Annotated in this window: 15 protein-coding genes; 6 read left to right on the top strand and 9 right to left on the bottom strand. The window is 44.5% G+C overall.

Annotation, left to right across the window (positions count from 1 at the left end):
- Positions 1-203 precede the first annotated feature (203 nt).
- The 6 genes from CIK96_RS08360 to CIK96_RS08385 form a co-directional block, all read right to left on the bottom strand.
- Positions 204-389, bottom strand: coding sequence for a hypothetical protein (locus CIK96_RS08360; RefSeq protein WP_094436347.1), 186 nt, complete (start codon positions 387-389; stop codon positions 204-206).
- A gap of 27 nt (positions 390-416) precedes the next feature.
- Complete coding sequence (locus CIK96_RS08365; protein ID WP_094440317.1) at positions 417-1,664, bottom strand: glycoside hydrolase family 5 protein; 1,248 nt, start codon at positions 1,662-1,664, stop codon at positions 417-419.
- A 27-nt stretch (positions 1,665-1,691) separates the two neighbouring features.
- A complete protein-coding gene (locus CIK96_RS08370; protein WP_254047105.1) occupies positions 1,692-3,254 on the bottom strand; it encodes a cellulase family glycosylhydrolase in 1,563 nt (520 codons plus the stop codon).
- A gap of 141 nt (positions 3,255-3,395) precedes the next feature.
- Complete coding sequence (locus CIK96_RS08375) at positions 3,396-4,667, bottom strand: cellulase family glycosylhydrolase (RefSeq protein WP_254047108.1); 1,272 nt, start codon at positions 4,665-4,667, stop codon at positions 3,396-3,398.
- 294 nt (positions 4,668-4,961) lie between these two features.
- Positions 4,962-6,443 carry a cellulase family glycosylhydrolase gene (locus CIK96_RS08380; RefSeq protein ID WP_094440320.1) on the bottom strand — a complete coding sequence of 494 codons (1,482 nt, stop codon included), beginning with the start codon at positions 6,441-6,443 and terminating at the stop codon, positions 4,962-4,964.
- Between the two features lie 996 nt (positions 6,444-7,439).
- Positions 7,440-8,312, bottom strand: a complete 873-nt coding sequence (locus CIK96_RS08385; RefSeq protein ID WP_254047106.1) for an ATPase — start codon at positions 8,310-8,312, stop codon at positions 7,440-7,442.
- Between the two features lie 230 nt (positions 8,313-8,542).
- On the opposite strand from CIK96_RS08385, the gene CIK96_RS08390 reads away from it, so the two are divergent.
- Positions 8,543-10,870, top strand: coding sequence for a mechanosensitive ion channel family protein (locus CIK96_RS08390; protein ID WP_094440322.1), 2,328 nt, complete (start codon positions 8,543-8,545; stop codon positions 10,868-10,870).
- Between the two features lie 86 nt (positions 10,871-10,956).
- Here CIK96_RS08390 and CIK96_RS08395 read toward each other — a convergent pair whose 3' ends face one another.
- The gene (locus CIK96_RS08395) at positions 10,957-11,523 is read right to left on the bottom strand and encodes an outer membrane beta-barrel protein (RefSeq protein WP_094389621.1); all 567 of its coding nucleotides are present in this window, start codon (positions 11,521-11,523) and stop codon (positions 10,957-10,959) included.
- A 239-nt stretch (positions 11,524-11,762) separates the two neighbouring features.
- Here CIK96_RS08395 and kdsA point away from each other — a divergent pair, with 239 nt between their 5' ends.
- The 5 genes from kdsA to CIK96_RS08420 are packed head-to-tail and all read left to right on the top strand — an operon-like array spanning position 11,763 to position 19,757.
- Complete coding sequence (gene kdsA / locus CIK96_RS08400; protein ID WP_094389622.1) at positions 11,763-12,524, top strand: 3-deoxy-8-phosphooctulonate synthase; 762 nt, start codon at positions 11,763-11,765, stop codon at positions 12,522-12,524.
- Between the two features lie 17 nt (positions 12,525-12,541).
- Positions 12,542-13,489 carry an SIS domain-containing protein gene (locus CIK96_RS08405; RefSeq protein WP_094436358.1) on the top strand — a complete coding sequence of 316 codons (948 nt, stop codon included), beginning with the start codon at positions 12,542-12,544 and terminating at the stop codon, positions 13,487-13,489.
- A gap of 15 nt (positions 13,490-13,504) precedes the next feature.
- Complete coding sequence (locus CIK96_RS08410; RefSeq protein ID WP_094440323.1) at positions 13,505-17,257, top strand: two-component regulator propeller domain-containing protein; 3,753 nt, start codon at positions 13,505-13,507, stop codon at positions 17,255-17,257.
- Between the two features lie 39 nt (positions 17,258-17,296).
- Positions 17,297-18,556, top strand: coding sequence for a phosphatidylserine/phosphatidylglycerophosphate/cardiolipin synthase family protein (locus CIK96_RS08415; protein ID WP_094440324.1), 1,260 nt, complete (start codon positions 17,297-17,299; stop codon positions 18,554-18,556).
- Between the two features lie 10 nt (positions 18,557-18,566).
- On the top strand, positions 18,567-19,757 hold the full coding sequence (locus tag CIK96_RS08420; RefSeq protein ID WP_094389626.1) for an acyltransferase family protein: 1,191 nt from the start codon (positions 18,567-18,569) through the stop codon (positions 19,755-19,757).
- A gap of 113 nt (positions 19,758-19,870) precedes the next feature.
- Here CIK96_RS08420 and CIK96_RS08425 read toward each other — a convergent pair whose 3' ends face one another.
- Both CIK96_RS08425 and CIK96_RS08430 read right to left on the bottom strand, forming a co-directional pair.
- Positions 19,871-22,018, bottom strand: a complete 2,148-nt coding sequence (locus CIK96_RS08425) for a M48 family metallopeptidase (RefSeq protein WP_094440325.1) — start codon at positions 22,016-22,018, stop codon at positions 19,871-19,873.
- Positions 22,019-22,032: 14 nt separating this feature from the next.
- Positions 22,033-22,953: an ABC transporter substrate-binding protein gene (locus CIK96_RS08430; RefSeq protein WP_254047107.1), complete on the bottom strand. Its 921-nt coding sequence runs from the start codon at positions 22,951-22,953 to the stop codon at positions 22,033-22,035.
- Positions 22,954-22,962: the final 9 nt, after the last annotated feature.

The raw sequence follows: 22,962 nt of genomic DNA on the forward strand, positions 1-22,962 counted from the left end.
TGTTACTTTAAGCTTTGATCACTATAAAGTTACTGATAATCAGCCACTTAACCAAATTTTATTAGTTATATTACGTTAATTAACTCCTTCATTTTCAAACGATTACGTTAGAATTAACAGAGTATTGACCTAAAACAAATACACTGAATTTGCTATAAATTCAGTGTATTTGCTTGTATGATCAGCACAATGGCTGAGTATAGTCAGTGTGTCTGCTCAGTAAGCGCGGTGGCTATACTGTTTCTGCTTGGTAGCCACATCTGCGAAGCCACCTGCTTGGCAGTTTGTCCGCTAAAACGCCCTTCCTTCTTGCTCTTAGCCTGCACGTCGGCCATAGTACTCCATGCAAGTGCAAGTACTACGAGGATAAAGAGAATTCGTTTGCTCATATCATTTATCGATTATTACAAATGCTATCAATACGGCCACTTTGCAGCAGCGACACCTTCGGTGACACCTGTCATCATATTGGTATTAAATACTTTGATGTTTGAACGATCGATAATACTCATGCCATTGCCAGTATTTACATCCCATGCATAAGGAATACAACCGTTGTTGATTGCATAACTTGTCACAGCAGCATACCAAGCCTTGATAGATGCATCATGGATAGGATCTTGTCCGATGGAGAAACGCTGGTCGGCTCCAAACTCTCCGATGATTACTGGAATGCCGTTGTCAACAAACGCAGTCTTCAGCTTCGCCATCTGGTTTTTGACATAGTTCTCTGTATAATTGCTGTTGGCATTGCGATTGGCATCCGAACCGGTATTGCCTTTACCCCAATAGTACCACATTTTTCCCCAACTCTCATCTTTGTTCATCATTGTGAACTGATAGGGATCATAGAAGTGAACTTCCATCATCAAACGACCGGTATGTTTGTCGTTCAACTTAGAATAATAGTTGTTCTTTACTGTCTTGTCGATATTGGTTTCTGGACCTTGAACCACCAATACGCGATATTCGTTATTACCGCCAGTGGCACGCACAGCATCGATAAAGGCCTGCTCATATTCAGCCAAACGGCTTGCCAACTTATCGTCAGCAATATTCTTGCCGTTGTCCTGATAGGCTCCGCCAACACCTGGCTCGTTGAGACCAGCAAAGATAACATGGTCGTCATAGTCTTTGAAAGCCTCTGCAATCTGTGTCCAGATCTTGGTAAGCTGTTGTTTCTTGAGTGCTACGTCAGCATTCGCTGTGAATCCGTCGTGCTCCAGCCAACCGCCATCCCAGTGCTGGCTGAGTACTACGTAGAGATCAGCATCAACACAATAGTTAACAATTTCCTTAACGCGTGCCATCCATTGTGGATCGATGGTGCAGTTGTTGGTATCGGTAATATGTCCCATCACCCATGCACAGGGGATGCGCACACTCTTGAAACCTTGCACCTTAATGAAATTGATGAGCTCCTTGGTAGTTGTAGTTTTCTGCCATGCTGTCTCTGTAGAAACTCCAACGCTCTTCCATGAGTTAGTATTGCTACCAGCCTCCATGGTATTGCCGAGATTCCATCCGGGATACATCAACTTTGCCACCTGCATGGCAGTTTGTCCGACAAAACGCCCTTTTTTCTTGCTCTTAGCCTGCACGTCGGCCGTAGTACTCCATGCAAGTGCAAGTACTACGAGGATAAAGAGAATTCGTTTGCTCATATCATTTATCGATTATTACAAATGCTATCAATACGGCCACTTTGCAGCAGCGACACCTTCGGTGACACCTGTCATCATATTGGTATTAAATACTTTGATGTTTGAACGATCGATAATACTCATGCCATTGCCACTATTTGTATCCCATGCATAAGGAATACAACCGTTGTTGATTGCATAACTTGTCACAGCAGCATACCAAGCCTTGATAGATGCATCATGGATAGGATCTTGTCCGATGGCGAAACGCTGGTTGGCTCCAAACTCTCCGATGATTACTGGAATGCCGTTGTCAACAAACGCAGTCTTCAGCTTCGCCATCTGGTTTTTGACATAGTTCTCAGTATAATTGCTGTTGGCATTGCGATTGGCATCCGAACCGGTATTGCCTTTACCCCAATAGTACCACATTTTTCCCCAACTCTCATCTTTAGCCATCGCTGTGAACTGATAGGGATCATAGAAGTGAACTTCCATCATCAAACGACCGGTATGTTTGTCGTTCAACTTAGAATAATAGTTGTTCTTTACTGTCTTGTCGATATTGGTTTCTGGACCTTGAACCACCAATACGCGATATTCGTTATTACCGCCTGTGGCACGCACAGCATCGATAAAGGCCTGCTCATATTCAGCCAAACGGCTTGCCAACTTATCGTCAGCAATATTCTTGCCGTTGTCCTGATAGGCTCCGCCAACACCTGGCTCGTTGAGACCAGCAAAGATAACATGGTCGTCATAGTCTTTGAAAGCCTCTGCAATCTGTGTCCAGATTTTGGTAAGCTGTTGTTTCTTGAGTGCTACGTCAGCATTCGCTGTGAATCCGTCGTGCTCCAGCCAACCGCCATCCCAGTGCTGGTTGAGTACTACGTAGAGATCAGCATCAACACAATAGCTAACAATTTCCTTAACGCGTGCCATCCATTGTGGATCGATGGTGCAGTTGTTGGTATCGGTAATATGTCCCATCACCCATGCACAGGGGATGCGGACACTCTTGAAACCTTGCGCCTTTATGAAATTGATGAGTTCCTTGGTAGTTTTAGTTTTCTGCCATGCTGTCTCTGTAGAAACTCCAACGCTCTTCCATGAGTTAGTATTGCTGCCAGCCTCCATGGTATTGCCGAGATTCCATCCGGGATACATCAACTTTGCCACTTGCTTGGCATCATATTTGATATTGCCAGAAGGATCGGGATTAGAATCAGGCTTAGTCTCACCCTTCTCCTGTGTAACACTTACGGTTTTGCTCTCTGCACCGGCTTTTACGGTAATTGTAGCAGTACGCTGTTCGGTAGTGGTATTGGCTTCAACAGTTACATTGATAGGAGTGACCTTCAGCGTAGGAGTTTTCTCACCAATAGTCACCACACACCATGCAGCATCACTTGAAGCTGTAACATTCTGACCGGCACGTGCACTAATAGACTTCTGACCGCCATCTTTAGTAAACGACAGTGAGGTTGGGGTTACGGTTAATCCCTCTACGGCAGGGCCATCATCCGGATCATCATCGCCACAAGCAACAAAAGCCACGGAACCCAACAGGCACATTCCGACCTTCATCAGATAATTTGTAAGTTTTTTCATAGTTTTATTTCCCAATCGTTAGGTATTTTTAGTGTTGCACTAATTACTTATTTTCCGCGAGACAACCAAGCATCACCTTGTCTTTTTTTTAAGGCTATTGGGGCATGATTATCAAGGTTTAGAGGTGGAGAAGTCCCATCCTTAAGGTTTGTTTTTTACCTTAGCCATACGATCCACTTGTTCCTTGACCACTTGCAAGGTAGTGGTATCGCCGGCAAAGACTGAGTTGAGGCCTTGTGCCTCTTGTGCAGGATCGTTGGTGTAGGGATCGCCCACCACCCATTGTTCGTGTAGCGGTTTGGCAAATCCTCCCCATCCCCAGAAGTTGCATCCTGCAAATTTTCCGCCGCTCTCGGCATTATCTGCCACAAGCGAGAACACATATTTATAATAGCCATCGCGTCCCTTAGTTGGGGTGCCGAGGTCATATTTCATACCATCGCGGGGATAGCCAAACTCTTCCATAACAAGCGGTTTGCCCAACTTATCGCAGATGGCGAGATGCTTGTCTATATACTCTTTGGTATTCTGACATGCTCGGTCGAGGTTTTCGATGAGTGAGTCGGGCTTTGCCCATCCCCAATTGTAAGGCCAAAGGTGCACATTGCAATAGTCTATATTCTTATCAGCACAAATGCGCTCATAGCAGTCATAGTCGTTTTCGCATCCCCATGAGCCTTCGCTACCTATACTGATCAGGTGGTTTTTATCTATAGAACGGATCAGTGCAGAAGCCTCAGCAAGCCACTTCTCAAAGGCAGGCAGTTGTTCTTTAGCAAAGGCGCGAGGTTCATTGCCTATCTGCCACGACATGATAGCAGGATCTTCTGTATATTTTTTACCCGTATAACGGTTGGTGCGTCCGAGGATAAAGCGCACGTAATCGTAGAAGAGTTCGTGGGCTTTGGCATTGCTGGCATACTGTGCCACAAAATTCATATAAGCTGGATATCCTTCTTCGTTAGGACGTGGAGCTTTTCCTGCACCGGCATGTTGCAGATAGAAGCTATATCCCCCACTCCATTCCCATGAATTGTTCAGATAGAGCACAGCTACCATATTGCGCTTGCCCATCTCCATCAACAGATAGTCGAGGCCTGCAAGAATTGTATCGTTATAAACGCCAGGTGCTTCCTGCAGTGTTGGTTCCACCTTGGTCGTCACACCACGCTCACCATCGCTACCTACGAGGATGCGAAGATTGTCGATACCCATGCGTTTCATCTCGTCGAGTTCCTTGACGAGACGGTCGCGGTCACCTCCTTGTCCTTCGCTACCGAGGATAGCACCATACCAGAAGTTGGTTCCTACGTAATAGTATGGTTTACCATTACGCATGAAGTGTCCGTTTTCAACGCTAATATACTGTGATTCTTGCGCTTGCTGTTTGCAGGCACATAATGCAATAGCCATTACAAAAAGGGATAATAGTTTTCTCATTACGAAGTTATTGGTTTCAGCGAATGCAAAGATAGGAATTATTTTTGAAACCCACAAATATATTTTGTGATATTTATCATATTTTTAACATCTCACACAACAAATCACCATTATTTCTTTGCGTGCTATAACATTTTGTTATCTAGCGTTATAAATGCACCTTAAAATCGTCTATGATATAGATTGGTATTCAACAAAGGTGGGGCATAGAGCCCGTCATGGCCCCAGCCCCACCTCTTTTATTTCAGAGAAACGCTATGCGTATGATTATTTGGCTGCATTGACTATAGCGTCAGCCACTTCTTCCATGCTCCATTTGAAGCTTGATTCCTTACGATCGTTTCCATCCACAATGCCCATCCAGTAGAAGGCTGCTGCATTATACTGTTTGCAAAGGGTAGTCATATCCGAAGCTTGCTTGCCGGCTTCGAGTTTTTCCTCATGGGTAGAGTTCTTGTTGATGGTGTCTTCATTCTCACCATTTGAACCATATTCACCTATTACTACAGGATAACCTTGGTCCATGATATACTTTTTGAGCATCGCAAACATATTGGTGATTTCTCTCGTACACTCGGCAGTCCAGTGTTTATTATAGGTATTCACCCAATTCCAAGGAGCATAGGTATGAACCTCAACGGCGAGGTGGCTCTGATTACCGCAGGGATCGGTGGGTATTACGAGTTTCTGCAGATTCTTCTCTATAGGTGATGCGGCATAAGTAGTCACAATGAGGTTGCGATATTTATTTTTGCCACCAGTAGAGCGTACCGCATCTACAAAGTCTTGCGCATACTTGTTGATATAGTCGAGGTTGGCCTCATTGTTTGGTGTGTTCCATTGGGCAGAGCCATCACTTCCTGTCAACAACTCGTTGTATCCTTCAAAAACGAGTTTTTCACTATAGTTTTTGAAATGGTCGGCAATCTGTTTCCAGAGATACTTAAACTTAGCATTAGACGCTGCATAGGTAGTGCCATCGGCTTTCAACCATGCGGTTTTGTCTGCTCCAGTATCGTGGTGCACGTTGAGAATACAATACATATCGTTATCCAACACATAGTTGACCACTTCTGCCACACGGTTCATCCATGCCTCATCCACATTGCCTGCACTATCCATATGGTCTTTCCATGTCACAGGAACGCGGATTGCGGTAAAGCCTTTTTCCTTCATCTTCTTCATCAGGAAAGCCTCGGTCTTGGGTTGTCCCCAACAGGTTTCTTGATTCAAACCTGTTGAACCTTCAGCCCATGCATCGAGTGTATTACCCAGATTCCATCCGGCTATCATATTCTTCACAGCAACCGAAGCCGACTCATATTCGTCGTTGCCAAGGTCTGGCTTTTTAAACATGGTAAAGCTGAAAGATACTGGTTCAGATGGTTTCGCACCATTATTAGATACTACATAACCTTGAGGAATGTTCACACCAATGGTCGCGCCTTCTTCCTGACAATCCAAATCGAATTCGAGTGTTGCCACTGAGAATTTCAAATTTGCTGGAGTTGATGTAGTTCCGGTGATTTTGATGTCATCGGCTCCTATTACGCGCTTTGACGGTGTGCTATAAACCACCTTCACGTGAACATTGCCAAGAGCAACATCTTTCGTTCCATTTGCGGGAGTTACTGAGATTGCTTTAGGAGCTGTTCCCGCAGGTGCAGGGTCTTTGGAATCGTCACCACCACAAGCTGCGACAGAGAGTATGATTCCAAAAAATGCCAAGAGGCACAATACTTTTTTCATAATAATATGTTTTTTGTTTGTGAATAATCGGGTGTAAGTCTTTCGCTATTTCATTTAGCGCCTGCAAATATACTCATTTTTGCGTCAACTGCCAAGCTTTTCCTATTTAAAATATATTAAGGCGAAATAACTCTGATGCTAATAATAGTATCGGCACAGCAGAGCATCCACCTACACGCATATAGTTTTCAATGTAATGTATTTTTTCGCAGAGTAACAAACGTTTCTTCTCGCGTACACGCGCACGCGATATTTTGATTTTTGCAACCACCGACCACAACATGTTTCTTAAGCACTGTGACTCATCTACTTATATAATTCTTGATAAAAATTTATGACCACCAATCGACCACCAATCGACCACCAATCTGCCCATTTTTGGAAGATTCGACCATTATGTGCCTTCAAGATGGTAGAAAAACGAAATGTTGAGCATTTCTCTTTTCGGTAGTAATCTGTAAACTGATTTCACACAAAATGAATACGTTTATAGCATTCTGACTATTTTGCCAGATTTTTTCCTACATTGGCAATACCTTTGTCAAACGTTAGTTCATACCTTTGCCAAACGTTGAAAAACACTTGTGTCAAACGTTGAATAACACTTGTGTCAACGTTGGAAAATACTTTTATCAAACGTTGGATAACACTTTTACCAAACGTTGGATAATACCTTTATCAAACGTTGGATAACACTTTTACCAAACGTTGGATAACACTTTTATCAAACGTTGGATAATATTTTTATCAGACATTAGAAAAGAGCTGAAAATACTATGCAGGCTGGGACTACCGCCCATCTACACATAAACCAATGCACATAAGCGGATGATTATATCTTTAGACAACGATGTTCGATGGGTGTTCGACAATTCGGCATTTCAGCCTTCAAACACAGACATAACCAACTGTTTGATTGGATGTTACGCAAACAAGATGTTCGATGTTCGATAAAAATCTGAAAACTGAAAATTATGTATGCGACAACGGCAGACATCAGAAGTTTTCTGCCTGATGATAAGCTATCAATCCCTCCAACGGACTTTTCAAAACTGTGCCAATACAGTAACCTTCAGCCTCAGCAGCCACTTCCAACTCGCTACAATAGTAGAAAGCCATACTTCCAACAAATCCGACAGGCAAATCTAGTCTTTGATACACTGTCAGATTACGACGAAAGAACTGCCTGAAATTATCAATCACCATGCTGCGTACGCCATCTCTGTCAAGGTTTCGATGAATAAATGGTGACAATGATGCCAACCATCGATTAGCTAAAGGTTGGCGATAGACACGATCGATAACATCAGCCATCGTCAAATGAAACTCAGAAAGAAACGCTTCGCGCAAGGCGGATTGAGCAGACTCCTTAAATATAAGGTTGAGAAACTGCCGACCGAGCACTGCCCCACTACCCTCATCGCCAAGAATATAGCCCAACGGCGGAGTGTTCATCACAATATTTTGTCCATCGTACAGACCAGAATTGGCTCCTGTACCAAGGATACAGGCAATACCTTCTGCACGACCACATACCGCACGTGCTGCCCCCAGCAAATCGCCTTCTGCCTGCACATCGGCATGTAAAAATACCGACATAAGCAGTTGACGCATCATCGGTTGCAATTCGGGACGCAAACCGCTACCATAGAAAGCCACATGACCAACCGTAGCCTCTGCCGGAAGCGACGGAAGAAGCTCCTCACGCAACACACGATCTATGACTTCAGCAGACTGATGAAAAGGATTGATACCTTGCGTCTGACATTGGCAGACAAGGGTTTCGCCAGCCTGCAGCGCCCAGTCGGTTTTGGTACTGCCACTGTCGGCAATGAGTTGGCAATGTGAATATGAGGTGGTCATCGGCATAGTTCTTATATTTCCTTGCAAAGGTACAAAACTTTTGTGATAATCATACGAAACAAAGAAATAATGAAGTTAAAAAGGAAAAATAAACCACTATCCGGAAGAATCTCATAGGATGTTTACGAATTTTTGTAGGCAGAATAGCGTTAAACTTCTTCATTCGCTTTATCGTCTCAACTTTTCTTTGTAACTTTGCGCCAATAATTACCCAATACAGAACCATCCGATTGAATATGAAAAGAATACTGACGGTGCTCATCGCACTGACCATCACGCTCGCCAGCCATGCTGTGCTGAAAGAGAAAGACCTTCCACAGACCCTACATATCCTGCGATCAGAGCTCACTGACTTTCATCGTGAGCTGACAGAACGGTTGGAGTTGAGCAAAACGCAAAACAAGAAAGTGCGCGACCAACTATTTGCAACCATGGAGCGGTCAAACCAAAATGCACTGATGCTCTACTCGCAAAAACAGGATTATGTATTTGACTTGACCTATGCTTGCCATGAAGCCACCGAACAGTATCATGAGTTTAGGCAGCAACAGTTGCCTTTTAACACGTGGATAAACAAGCTTAATAGCAACATAGCACGCTACGATTCACTCATCGTGTCACTTCGATCTATGCCTGTAATGATGCTCGACGACCATGCAAAAACCGACCGAAGCGTATGTCTCACCCTCGCCACCAACATTCGCAACAATTTGGAAGAAAGTCGTGGAACAATGAAAGAATACATCACCTTCTACGACATGACGGAGAAGCGGCTCGCCTATCTCAACGACTATGCACAGAAACGATACAACGACATACAAACAAGTATCTTCCGCAATGGTGGAGACAGCTATATTTCCATTCTTACCAATTGGCCGCAACAGTGGACTACCACCATGCAGACGGTCACAAAGAAATACCAACCCAATGCCAAATCGCAATGGGATAGCCGATGGATTGTGGGACTGCTTGTTTCTATCCTCATCTATGCCATCATCGCTACACTACTCAACTATGTGGTTATCCACTATGTAGTGCCAAAGCGATTCCGCACCAAGGAGTTTCTAAAAAAACAAGCCTGTATCACCATGGCCACCACCACGGTGACTTTCGGCCTCATTCTCGCCATCATGCTAACTGTATCACAGCAGCATTTCTTCATCATGGCATGCGGACTGTTGGTCAATTTTGCATGGTTGATGGGTGCCATCCTTATCTCACTCTTGCTACGTGTCAATGGCAGTCAGATTAAGAGCGCCTTCCGCATCTATACACCACTTTTAGCTGTAAGTTTCCTGGTCATCGTATTCCGTATCATTCTGATACCTAACGAACTCGTCAATCTGATATTCCCACCCATCCTCGTGCTCTGCGCCCTGTGGCAATGGAGCGTGATCAGACGCCACAACAAGAACATTCCGAAATCGGACATGTTCTACACCTATATCACACAAGCGGTATTTATCACATCTGTGGTATGCTCATGGATAGGCTACACCCTATTTGCCGTGCAATTGCTCATCTGGTGGACAATGCAGCTCACATGTATCCTCACCATCACCTGTGCGTTGCAATACCTTAAAATTTATGGTATCAAGCACCACTACGAAGAGATGCCCATCTCCAAAACATGGGCTTACGACCTACTCTATCAGGTATTACTGCCTGTGCTGGGGGTAATATCGGTCATGATCAGTTTCTATTGGGCTGCAGATGTATTCAACCTGACAGACCTATGCTGGAAGATATTCTATGCCAAGTTTGTTGACCTCAGCAATCTGAAACTCAGCATCGTATCGCTGGCATTTGTCATCAGTCTGTGGTTCCTATTCTCGTACATTTGTACTACTGTACTGCAGTTTCTACGCATGCATTACCGCAGTTCTGACCCATCGACAGCAGCAAGCCGAGAAGTAATGGGAAAGAATGTAACACAGGTTTTGGTATGGGGCGCATGGTTCCTCATCACGATGAGCGTACTCGGTGTGTCGCTCGAATGGCTGATGGTAGTGACAGGCGGACTGTCAACGGGTATCGGATTTGCATCGAAAGACATCATCGAAAATATCTACTACGGTATTTCTCTCATGACAGGACGCATCAAAGTAGGCGATTGGATTGAAGTGGATGGAACCATGGGAAAAGTGACTACCATCAACTATACATCGACCATTGTAGAGTCAGTATATGGTGAGGTGATTACCTTCCAAAACTCACAGTTGTTCTCTAAAAACTACAAGAATCTGACTCGCAACCATGGGTATATACTGACAACTATACACTACGGGGTGGCATACGGAAGTAACTTGCAACAAGTGATGGAACTGGTTGACACGGCTGTCAACAATATGCACCACCAATGGACTGACCCTACCAAGACAGCCAAATCGGTTGTGGGCGAACTGGCTGACTCAAGTATCAATCTCAAAATATTCGTATGGTCGGAAGCTACCAAGCGTTCACATGTGACAAGCGATGTGCTCAAAACCATCTACGACACGCTCAATGCCAACGGCATCGAGATTCCATTTCCACAACAAGATATACATCTGCACAACAACTAATACTCATACAGAATACAGTTCGCCCGGCAGTTCCGATGGAATTGCCGGGCGAATGATTATTGTAACGTAATAACTGTCGCTATACTTTAAAAATTGTAGTAGAGACCGAAAGTCAGATTGTTGCCGTCAAGAGCTACACCATAAGTGTTAGTAGCTTTGGCACCATCGTAATCATCCTTTGAATTCTGATAACCCAACCAACCGAAATGGGTAACAAAGCTCAGTTTATCGTTCAGATTAACTGCTACTCCGGGACGTACACCAAGACCGAAAGTATTGTTCTTCACGCTACCATTATCAGAGTGGATATAGTCGAGACCAGCATCAACAAAAACGTCAACACACTTAAATTTCAGAGCGGTATAGCGCAAATAAGGGCTGATACGAAACTGCTTGTCCTTCTGAGAAACAGTAACTGTAGATCCTGCTACTGTCTTTTCAACAGACACTTCATCCTGAGCATAGCCAAGAACGATACCTACGGCAATGTTATCCTCAAGTTTGAAACCAAGTTCCGGCAGAATTTGGAAGTTGTTCTTGGTTGTTCCATCGTGTGAACTACCAATAAATCCAACACTACCACCCACATAAACCTGGGCACTTGCCACTGTAGCCACTACAAGAGCTACGAGAGTCATGAAACATTTTTTCATTGTTTTGTTGTTTTGAAGTTTAAGAATTGAAGGATGGGAAAACTAACCTCCGAGAATAAAATCTGTTGCAAATATAGGGATTCTCACTATAAAAATAGCATATTTTGCTTTTTTTCGAGTGTGGCAATCATTTTGTTGACACAAAATAAGATTATCCGCGTTTTTTTGCTTAACTTTGCCACGTAATATAAATATAAAATAATTTGCTTAACTTTGCGTCTTAAAACATACAGGACAACATGAAAGCAACATTCATTGCAGGGCCTTGCGTTATCGAGTCAGCCGAACTACTCGATACTGTGGCTAAAAAACTGGTGGACATCAACAACCGATTGGGCACCGACATTATTTTCAAAGCTTCGTTCGACAAAGCGAACCGCACATCGATCCACTCTTTCCGTGGACCGGGTATTGACCGTGGACTGCAGATGCTGGCAGATGTAAAAACCAAATATGGCCTACGCCTACTTACCGATATACACGAAGCATGGCAAGCCAAACCGACAGGCGAAGTGGTAGATATAATACAGATACCGGCATTCCTCTGTAGGCAAACAGACCTTCTCGTAGCAGCTGCACAGACCGGGCGTATCGTCAATATCAAAAAAGCGCAGTTCCTAAGCGGACAGGACATGCGCTATCCCGTAGAGAAAGCACGCGAGGCCGGAGCTACAGACGTATGGCTCACAGAGCGTGGCAACATGATGGGATACAATAATCTGGTAGTGGATTTCAGAAACATACCCGACATGCTGGAGATCGTTCCCAACGTCATCATGGACTGCACACATAGCGTACAACGCCCAGGCGGTGCAAACGGAAAAACCGGCGGTGACAGACGTTTCGTACCACAGATGGCTATGGCGGCAAAAGCCTTCGGAGCCACAGGATGGTTCTTTGAAGTACATCCAGACCCAGACAACGGACTGAGCGATGCCGCCAATATGCTGGAACTAGACCGTCTGGAAGAACTGATAACAAAACTTCTGAAAAACGACTAACAACAACCAAACGATCAATGACAACAAGAGAATACGCCATACAATGTATTAAAGACGAGGCACAGGCTGTGCTCGACATGATACCACAACTGGATGACAACTTCGACAAAGCCGTAGAACTCATCTACGACTGCCATGGAAAAGTGATTGTCACCGGTGTTGGCAAAAGCGGACACATCGGTGCAAAGATTGCTGCCACACTGGCATCTACAGGCACACCGTCGTTTTTCATCAATCCACTCGATGTATATCATGGCGACCTTGGCGTCATGTCGAAAGGCGATGTGGTACTCGCCATTTCCAATTCAGGACAGACCGACGAACTGCTACGCTTCATACCAATGGTACTCCACATGGAGATTCCTATCATAGGAATGAGTGGTAACCCAACGTCATTACTTGCAAAATACTCCACCTGTCACCTCAATGTCGCAGTAAAAAAAGAGGCTTGTCCACTCAATCTCGCACCAACCAGCAGCACAACGGCAACACTTGTTATGGGCGATGCACTGGCTGTGGCACTGATGGAAAAACGCCATTTCCGACCACAAGACTTTGCACAATTCCATCCCGGTGGCGAACTCGGCAAGCGATTACTGACCACTGCACAAGATGTGATGATTACCGAAAAACTCCCTATCCTATCACCCGATATGCATTTGGGCGATGCCATTATACTGGTAAGCAAAGGTAAACTCGGACTGGGAATAGCTATCGTAGACGGACAAATTGCCGGACTTATCACCGATGGTGACATTCGACGCGCCATGGAAAGATGGCAGGCCGAATTCTTCGACCGCACTGTGGCAGACATCATGACACGTACGCCAAAGAAGGTTTCGCCACAAGCCAAAATCTCTGAAGTACAGAAAATAATGAATCAAAACAAAATACATAACGTGCTCGTGGTCAATGAACAAAACCAACTTTTGGGAGTCGTTGACCGTTATGCTTGCGTATTGTAATAACAGATACTGACAATGAAAGTGCTGAAAAAACTATTAATCATCCTCATGCTGGCCATGCCAATCGCAGCAGCCGGCATCTATTTGTTTAAAACGCTTGATGTGCGCAACGGACTGACCAGTAGTCAGATTAACTGCATACTTAAAGACTCAAGAGGATATGTATGGATGGGAACACCTGCGGGGCTATACCGCTACGATGGCTATACCTTTAAGAGTTTTCAGAGCAACTCACAGGATGGTTCATCACTACCCGACAGCTATATCATCAGTCTGCAGGAAGCATTGGACGGTAACATCTGGGTGCAAACCCTCACTGGATTCTGCGTCTATCACCCACAAACAGAAACATTCGAACGAGATATGAAACAGGTTTATACCGCTATGGGCATTGAAGGACAACCCACCGTGGTATATTTCGATAGACACAAAAACCTGTGGGCTGCCATTCCAAACAAAGGTGTGGTAGCCTATAACATGCAACAACAATTGCTCTATGAATTTGGTTATACCAACGACGCACACGGCGTGCCACAGGGAACTATATGTTCAATCGGTGAATGTCGAGATGGCGCAGTCATCGTGTACAACGATGGTCGACTGGTTTGCTGCGACGTAATGCACCAACAGCATACCGTATGGCAGACTGACTTTATTGCTCAACAACATCTGCGCCATACCTCTTCACTCAAAGTCTTTGCTGACAAAAACGATGTGATATGGCTCTACGGACAAGGCACACTGATGCGCTACAATAAAACCTCTAACACTTGGGATACTACCATAGGCAATCAACTGGGACTCACTGGTGTATCGGTGGATCACAGCGTCAATGGCATAGTGGGCGACAAAGCTGGAAATATATGGATAGGTACAGACCGTATGGGACTCATCAGAACAAATACTGAGGCACAAATCATGGAACCTGTACGTCCCACCAACGGTATCGATGCACGCACACAACAGGAAACTATCGGCATACAAAGCCTATACGTAGATGATACTGACCTGCTTTGGGTGGGAACAGAGAAATCGGGTGTAGCATTCTACGGCGACAACATCTATAAATTCCAAAGCAATTTCAATGGCGATATCACTGCCATCGCACAGGACAACAGCGGTCGCATATGGTTTGGTACAAGTGACCATGGTGTAATAGGCTACGAGGGAACTCTTGCCAGCCAGAAGGTTTCGTGCATGACAACAACCTCTGACGGAAGCCTTTGGGTGGGTTCACGACAGAACGGACTGACTCGCATCAAAGATGGATATGCTAAGATCTTCTCTGTTGCCCGTGATAGTGCAAAGACGCTGATCGATGACCATGTCAATGCACTAACCAGCGATAAGTTCGGCAACGTATGGATTGCAACCAACGGTGGACTGCAGGTATTCAACCCACAGATGAATACCTTCTCCTCATATACACGTGAAAATGGTATGCTCAACACCAACAATGTGACCTGTCTGTTCTACGGGAAAAACAACACAATGCTGGCAGGAACGGCAGAAGGTCTTATCGTATTGAACCTCTCTACACGTGACAAAACCGTGCTGACAGGAAACAAATCAAATCTAAAAACGTTTACCAACAACTATATCACACAGGTATACGAAGACTCAAGAGGATTGATCTGGGTTGGAACACGCGAAGGTTTGAATATTCTGAACTTGGAAAACGACACGCTCAACTATCTCACAGAGAAGAACGGACTCTGCAACAACTCTATATGCGGTATTACAGAAGATAAAAACCACAACCTATGGGTGACCACAAGCAATGGTATTAGCCGTATCGTAGTGCAGCGTAACCATGAAAATGGTACATTCAACTATGGTCTCTACAACTACAATACCAGCGACGGACTGCAAAGCAATGAGTTTAATATGGGTGCCATACTCACTAAAGCAGACGGAAATGTGCTCTTCGGAGGTCTCTATGGAGTGAACTGGGCAAGACAATCGGGCAAGAACGACCAGGAACGTTTACCAAAAGTGATGCTCACACAGCTCTTTGTAGGAGAAGAGGAAATACAGATAGGTCATGAATACGATGGACATGTGATTCTCGTACAAGCTCTCAACGAGAGCGGGCGCATTGAACTGAAGAATGGTCAAAACAACTTCACCATCAAATTCGCTGCAGGTAACTACAACCAAGGCGAGCGCCTGCAGTTCATGTACTGGATGGAAGGACGCGACAACTACTGGCGCAACGGCGATGCACTGCTTCACGGTGTGAAATTCCGCAATCTCAGCAGTGGAACATACACCCTTCACGTTAAAGCAGTAAGCGCCAATGGTGCTGTCAGCAATAAAGAACGTACCCTCGAAATTGTTATCGACCGCCCATGGTGGTTGTCATGGTGGATGCTCACCATCTACGTTGTCATCGCCATCATCATACTATGCACTTGGCGATATGGATTCAAGAAGATGAGAACACTGATGCTCCACAAACGCACCGTTATAGACGAACTGAAACGACAGCGTGAAGAAATAAAACTGGCAAGTGATGACCTACGTCAACCTATGGCCAGAATGACAACAATCATCGGAAATCTTTCTGAACAGGAACACTCTCTTGAAGGAAAAGAACAACTCAACTCTCTCCACTTCCAAATGCTACAGGTCATCACCCGTATCTCAGAAATGCAAACTACACTGGAGCATCCGGAAGAAAAAGCCGAGAACAAAACCCATGACAGACTGGAGTTGGGTGCAAGAGGTAGTCTCGATTTGTCGCAAGTAGAAGCTCCTGCACTGACGGCAGATATCAAGCCTATACGCATCGAAACTACCACTCAACAGGATATTCACGTGATGATAATCGATGATAACCACGAGTTTTTGTTGTTCCTCAAAGCCCATCTGCGCGAAATTTACCATCTACATCTCTATGATGATATTAAGAAAGCACGGGCTGAAGTGGAAGCATTGCACCCTGACCTCATTGTCTGCAAAGATGACATGAACTATATGACAGGTAGTATGCTCTGCAACCAGTTGAAGAGTAATCCACGTACCGAGCGCATCAAATTCGTACTATTGACAGATCAAGTGATGTCTCAGGAAGATATGAACAACAATAATATCACGCTCTCGGCTGACGATTATATTGCTAAACCGTTTAACGTACAAGAGGCTGTTTCACGTTTCAACGTACTACTCGGACTGGGTGCCGCTCTGGTAGCTCACGACACTATCGAAGGCTATGAAACACGCCGACTGGAGAGTCAGAACTCCAGCATGACGACAGCTACGTTGACCAGCAAACCCAGTAGAAAGCCGATTGATGAAGAAGCTACAACTCCTGAGCCGTCAACAACTGACGAGCAAGAGCAGAAGCAAGAAGACAACCCCGTACAGAGCGGCAAGGAAATTGCACGTCAATACTATGGGGACGGTACTATCGGCGACTACTCTATGAGTAGCATCATGGACCAACAACTCATGAGAAATGTGGAACAATATGTACTGCAAAATATGAGCCGCGGACAAATCAGCGTAGAAGAGATGGCTTCGGCGATGGGTATGGGACGTGTACCTTTCTTCCATAAGATACGCAATATCACAACCAAGACACCTGCCGAACTGGTTCGCGAAATTCGACTGAAACATGCCTGCACACTGCTGGTCAATACCAACCTCAACCTCAATGAGCTGGCTATCAACATCGGATTCATGACTGCCGAAAACTTTATCAATATCTTCCAATCCAAGTATGGCATGACTCCACTGGAGTACCGAATGAAACACAGCAAGTAATAGTAACAAAACAATCCAGCAAGCAGCAAGAAAACAAACATGTTACGACATAAGGTTCTAACCCTGTTTTTCCTACTATCACTATCAGCGAGTGCTCAAACGAGCGACTCGCTGATTGTTCGTACACTCAAAGCAAACGGAATACGCTTCTCCCACGACAATAGTGTAACACTACTCATGTCGGGACAGGAGAAATTCGACGATATGTTCAAAGCTATCCGACAAGCAAAAAGCAGCATCCACCTGGAGTATTTCAACTTCCGCAACGACAGTATCGCATCGTTACTCTTTGATATTCTCAGAGAGAAACGTCGCGAAGGTGTTGAAGTAAGAGCCATGTTCGATGGATTCGGCAACGACTCCAATAACCAGCCGCTACGCAAACGTCACCTTAAGAAATTGCGTGCCGACAGTATCAATATCGTAGAATACTCCCCTATCCGCTTCCCTTGGATTAACCATATCTTCGGTCGCGACCATCGAAAAATTGTAGTTATCGATGGTAAAGTGGCTTATACAGGTGGAATGAATGTGGCAGACTATTATATAAAAGGTACGAAACAAGTAGGGGAATGGCGCGATATGCACTGTAGAATAGAAGGCGATGCCGTCAACGAACTGCAAGCCATATTTATCAGAATATGGAACCGTACTACTGGCGAAAATGTACATGGCGCAAAATACTATCGTGGCGGTACAGACACAAAATTTGTAGGACTCAAGCCCGATACGACAGCAACAGCAGGCCGAAAGACAGTAGCTATTATCAACCGTGAGCCCTATCGTACGCCAGCAATTATGCGTACCTTTTATATTAATGCCATCAATCAGGCACAAGATTCTATCAAGATTATCAATCCCTACTTCACACTCATTCCCAAAGTGACAAAAGCATTGACACGTGCTATCCGCAGAGGTGTAAAGGTTGAAATCATACAGTCAGCGAAAAGTGACATTCCCCTTACACCAGACTGTGCCTACTATCAGGCACATAAACTGATGAAGCGTGGTGCCACTGTATGGATGTATAAACCCGGTTTCCACCATTCTAAAATCATGATGGTTGACGGACGTTACTGCACGGTAGGTAGTACCAATCTCGATGCCAGAAGTTTGAAATGTGACTTTGAAGAGAATGCAGTCATCGTAGATCGTTGTACCACACGCGAACTTGATGAGATGTTTATACGCGATACAAAAAAGAGTTTCTTACTAACTCCAACAACATGGAAACAATTCCGTACCCCATGGCAGAGATTCGTTGGTAAGTTTGCCCATCTCTTAGCTCCACTACTCTAACTCCATTTCTATGCCACATAATACTGTCATATCCATTTGCAAAGCATTGGCCATCATACTGATGGTCATCGGACATGCCGACTGTCCCGATGCTTTAGGAGCGTTTCTTTATGAATTCCACATGCCACTGTTTTTTATAACAGCTGGCTATTTCTTCTCTGTGCGATACATCAACGACGAGGCGACCTTTGTCAAAAAACGCTTCAAAGGACTATATCTTCCTTTTGTCACATGGTCGGTATTCTTCCTTATCCTCCACAACACGATGTTTGACATCGGTATTCTCAATGAGCAATACGGCAACTGGACCGGTGGAGTGACCCATCCCTATAGTCCTCATCGCATACAACAAAACCTTTGGACTATCTTTACTGCTATGGGGGGATATGATGAGTTTCTGTGTGGAGCATTCTGGTTTTTCCGTGGTCTGCTTGTAGCAAGTATCGGTTTCTTGGTTTGCTATAAGATTTCAAATAGAATTATAGGTTGGACAGACAGCACGCTGCAACAGCATACAGCGGGCAATACAACTGACAATACTACATGGAGTTCAAGAATAAGGCTGGTAATCTGTAACCACCGAACAGTCATTACCACGCTCTTGGTATGCTTGATTGCATTACTGCTTGCAGGATGGAAAGCCTATGAAGGCCTTCGCATTATCACTTTGGTACAAGGAGGTTACAGAGAATTGATGGGTATGTTCTTCTTCGGATGCGGATTTCTGTTTCGCCAATGGGAAGGACATTATAAAGCCACATGGTGGTCAACACTTGTGTTTGGTGTTGTAGTATGGTTGTTTTCCCATTATCTCACTGCCAACATGAACTGGCGTTCCACCTACACACAGTTTTTATCACTTCCGATTCCAGCCTTTTGTGGTTTTCTTATGACCTATAATATCGCACGATGGCTTGACCGTCATCCTGGACGTATCCATCGTTTTCTTGTATATTGCGGTGACCACACCCTGCCCATCTTCGTATTCCATATCATCAGCTACAAGGTTGTAAGTCTATTGAAGATTGCCTACTATGATTTGGATTTCGCACAAATCGGTTGTCACATGGTAATCCACTACAATGCCAAGGAAGATTATTTCTGGATACTTTATGCCATAGCAGGAGTTGGCATCCCATTAGGATGGACCTGGTGTTACCATAAGTTGAAACCCGTATTAGACGGTTACATCAACCGATAACGGGTATATCCATAATCCCTATAATATAACACAATCAAAATAATCCAAAATGCTGTCAGGAGAAACGCTGACAACATTTGGGACGAATATACTTAGCTTATGAATATCTGTTGTTAGGAGAATACAAGGTCGAGCATAAACTGTATCTCCGTAGGGTCAATACCTCTTTCACCTAACATCTGTCGGTCGAAATAATCAACATCATAGATTTTCTTATCTATCAATGAAAGATGCTTTCTAAAACTATCGACAGCATCCTTTACCTTTCGTTGCAACCAAAGACAATAACCATGGTTCAGATAATCGTCTGCTTGCATCATCTCCATCTTTATCAGCCGTTGGTAGAAAGTATCAGCCTGTTGCTCCCGATGGTCACAAACCAGAGTCCATGCCAATATGCGCATCACGGCAGCATCATCGGGGTGTTCATAATTGAGGCGATAGAGTAGTTGAAGACTTTCTTCATATCGTTTCTGATATAACAGACACACAGACTTATTGAGCATATAGCCCATTTTCTCTGGGCATTGTGCTATCAGTCGATCGTAGAGTTGTTCTGCCTTCTCATAGTCGGCATTGCCAAACAACTGTCGGGCATAGCCTGCTTCAGCGCGTTCATTATTGGAATCACACTCATAAGCCTTCTCGTAGTCACCTATCCACAGATAATACTGCAATCCGCGATGACTTTCTGCATAACTGTCGAGCAATCTTCTGCTACTTTCCGCCATCTTGCGTCGGCGCAACAGTTGCACTACATCATCCTTAAGCGGCTCTATCTTTGAGTCTCTAAATACATCTCGATCCATAAAGAGACATTCACCCATTTCGTGGTCATCGGTTACATGAAATGGGTTGCGATATTCGCTACGATAGGAATAAAGGCGGAAAAAACGATAAAGGTCCATAAGATATGATCGGCGCAATCGTTCAGCAGTGGGCTTAATACCCTGGTTGAGCATATCCAGCGGAACATCTCCCTGGTCCATAGTTTTCAACACTTCGGCAGGCATTGCATGGACAAACTTCTCAAAGCCTAATGCCATCGAGTATTTGTCACTATTGCAAAACTCGCCATTTGCCACTATCTGTCGGAGGAATGGATGCTTATCGCATGCCGCTTTGAAGGATTGCAACTGCGGATGGTCTATAAAAAAAGGTACAAACCAATTGCTCATATCTCGGAAGAAATCGAAACGTTTCATCTGTGAGAAACCACCGAAGAATACATCCGAGCCTTGTTTCTGCATATCCACCATGCGTCCAAACGATTCTTCCATCTTCTGCATTTTATCATCAAACTCTTCCGGATGGATCATCTCTTCGATATCTTCCTCTTCAAGCGCCTCAGGTTTGATGTGTAGCGGTTTATTTTTCAGTATATCTGGAATTATTTCCTGTTGTATTTTTGTTGCATCGCGCTCCGTACCCATACAATAGACCATCTGCATCTGCAGTTCGGTAAGTTCACGACATATGGTGTCTGACTGCAAGAGTTCTTCTATCATTTGGCGCTGTTCCGGATATACCTTATTCCACTGTTCGTCCATTCCCAGCACCCATCCCACAAGTGCTCTTTGCCGCACAGCCTCGTCGGTGCCATGGCGATAGACACGAATCATGGTTTTGAATTTTACAATATCAAACTGGATGAGCAACGATAGCGTAATTGCCGATACCAATATCTGCTGATCGTTTGTATCAACTGCAGGTGAGAGCAACAGTTCCTCTATATCTTGCCCCACCGAAGCTGGCCATGAATTGGTAGTCAACAAGAAGTTGAAAAGATTATTTATACGATTTTGGTGCTCCGCATAGAGTTGTCGGCTCTTCTGTTCTCTGACATGTGGCTGTTCGAGCGACAGCATGGCGGTATCTGCCACAAAGGATTCCAATTCTTGTCGCATTTGCCCAATAGAGAGTTTTGCTTTTTGGCTTCTTACCTCTGCGTGTATGGCTGCGAGATTTTGTGTATTGCTAATTTTATCATACAATGCGAGATTGGCATAAAGCACAAAGACACGTTGCAACAATTTCTGATAGATTTCCTTATAGACGGGCACATCCATATTGTCCTGCCAATCAGTGCACAGTTGACTATATTCGTCCTTAATGGCATCAAGTTTTTGGGCAGTATGCACCTGTGGCCACGCTGCCAGCAAATTCTCCATTTCTGCAATGGCCATACCTACACTTCCGTATCTAAGTGGTATGGCTACCCTTGCCAAATGGCTGCCCAGCAAAGAAGTTTTGTCGGTCATCGGCATTTTTATCGTTAATGTTTTTTCTTCCACCAATTCTCCGCACGTGCCACATCCTTGTCTCTGACACCAGCAGCATGGCGATATTTCATTTCTGGTAGAGAGTCAACTACCTGCTCGGTTGTCCTGCAGTATTTTACTATCAGCGGTTTATAGTGCTTCACACCATATTTATTGATAGAGTCACATGCTGCATTATAGGCTTTCATAAAGAGTTCAAGCTGACGATGGCGCTCTGGACGACGCATCTCCACTTCTCTGAAAGCAAGTACACCCATCCATGCATCTATCTTCCGCGTATCAAGCAATACATTGTTTTTGCCAATCCTTGCTGCCGTAGCCTGCGGTTCGGTCATGAAAAAAGCATCGAGTTCATTGTTGCGAAGCATTTGCAAACGCACATCCACATCGTTGATTTGCACTCGGAAGAGCTTTTCCGACTTGATTTTAGTTGAATCAACCACATAGTCGCAAAGCCAGTCAGTAACAGAATAGCGCGTCATTGCCACCATTTTATCATCCAGCTGTTTGAGATGTTTGAGACGTGCATGACGATTGGCTACAAGTTGCCAATAGGCATTAGTAGCCGCCATATATCTCAATGCCGTACCTTGACGAGTCATACGGGTTGCTCTTATCAAATCGGTCATTACACCTTCCACTCTTCCACGCTCAATGGCTGTATCACAATCCATCTGCGCCATAAAGTATTTCAATCTGACACCGCCGTTCAGCGTATCATATAATTGGTGGTGTTGGGCTACAAAGATAGGCAGACAGTCCATGGTGGGCATAACTGCAATCTTCAGCGCTGCCGAATCTTTGCGCATTGCTTCAACACGCTGTTTGCGTGTCAGTTTCTTCGTTTCCTCATACGATTGTCCACATGCTGCTACAAGCAGCACAAGAACCAAAGCGGGTATAATTGTTCTCATGTTAATCAT

The sequence above is a fragment of the Prevotella sp. P4-98 genome (assembly GCF_002251405.1).
Lineage (GTDB): Bacteria > Bacteroidota > Bacteroidia > Bacteroidales > Bacteroidaceae > Prevotella.

Bases quoted from the DNA above. Each gene is read 5' to 3' on its own strand.
- CIK96_RS08360 (WP_094436347.1), bottom strand. From the start codon at position 389: ATGAGCAAACGAATTCTCTTTATCCTCGTAGTACTTGCACTTGCATGG.
- CIK96_RS08365 (WP_094440317.1), bottom strand. From the start codon at position 1,664: ATGAGCAAACGAATTCTCTTTATCCTCGTAGTACTTGCACTTGCATGG.
- CIK96_RS08370 (WP_254047105.1), bottom strand. From the start codon at position 3,254: ATGAAAAAACTTACAAATTATCTGATGAAGGTCGGAATGTGCCTGTTG.
- CIK96_RS08375 (WP_254047108.1), bottom strand. From the start codon at position 4,667: ATGGCTATTGCATTATGTGCCTGCAAACAGCAAGCGCAAGAATCACAG.
- CIK96_RS08380 (WP_094440320.1), bottom strand. From the start codon at position 6,443: ATGAAAAAAGTATTGTGCCTCTTGGCATTTTTTGGAATCATACTCTCT.
- CIK96_RS08385 (WP_254047106.1), bottom strand. From the start codon at position 8,312: ATGCCGATGACCACCTCATATTCACATTGCCAACTCATTGCCGACAGT.
- CIK96_RS08390 (WP_094440322.1), top strand. From the start codon at position 8,543: ATGAAAAGAATACTGACGGTGCTCATCGCACTGACCATCACGCTCGCC.
- CIK96_RS08395 (WP_094389621.1), bottom strand. From the start codon at position 11,523: ATGAAAAAATGTTTCATGACTCTCGTAGCTCTTGTAGTGGCTACAGTG.
- kdsA (WP_094389622.1), top strand. From the start codon at position 11,763: ATGAAAGCAACATTCATTGCAGGGCCTTGCGTTATCGAGTCAGCCGAA.
- CIK96_RS08405 (WP_094436358.1), top strand. From the start codon at position 12,542: ATGACAACAAGAGAATACGCCATACAATGTATTAAAGACGAGGCACAG.
- CIK96_RS08410 (WP_094440323.1), top strand. From the start codon at position 13,505: ATGAAAGTGCTGAAAAAACTATTAATCATCCTCATGCTGGCCATGCCA.
- CIK96_RS08415 (WP_094440324.1), top strand. From the start codon at position 17,297: ATGTTACGACATAAGGTTCTAACCCTGTTTTTCCTACTATCACTATCA.
- CIK96_RS08420 (WP_094389626.1), top strand. From the start codon at position 18,567: ATGCCACATAATACTGTCATATCCATTTGCAAAGCATTGGCCATCATA.
- CIK96_RS08425 (WP_094440325.1), bottom strand. From the start codon at position 22,018: ATGACCGACAAAACTTCTTTGCTGGGCAGCCATTTGGCAAGGGTAGCC.
- CIK96_RS08430 (WP_254047107.1), bottom strand. From the start codon at position 22,953: ATGAGAACAATTATACCCGCTTTGGTTCTTGTGCTGCTTGTAGCAGCA.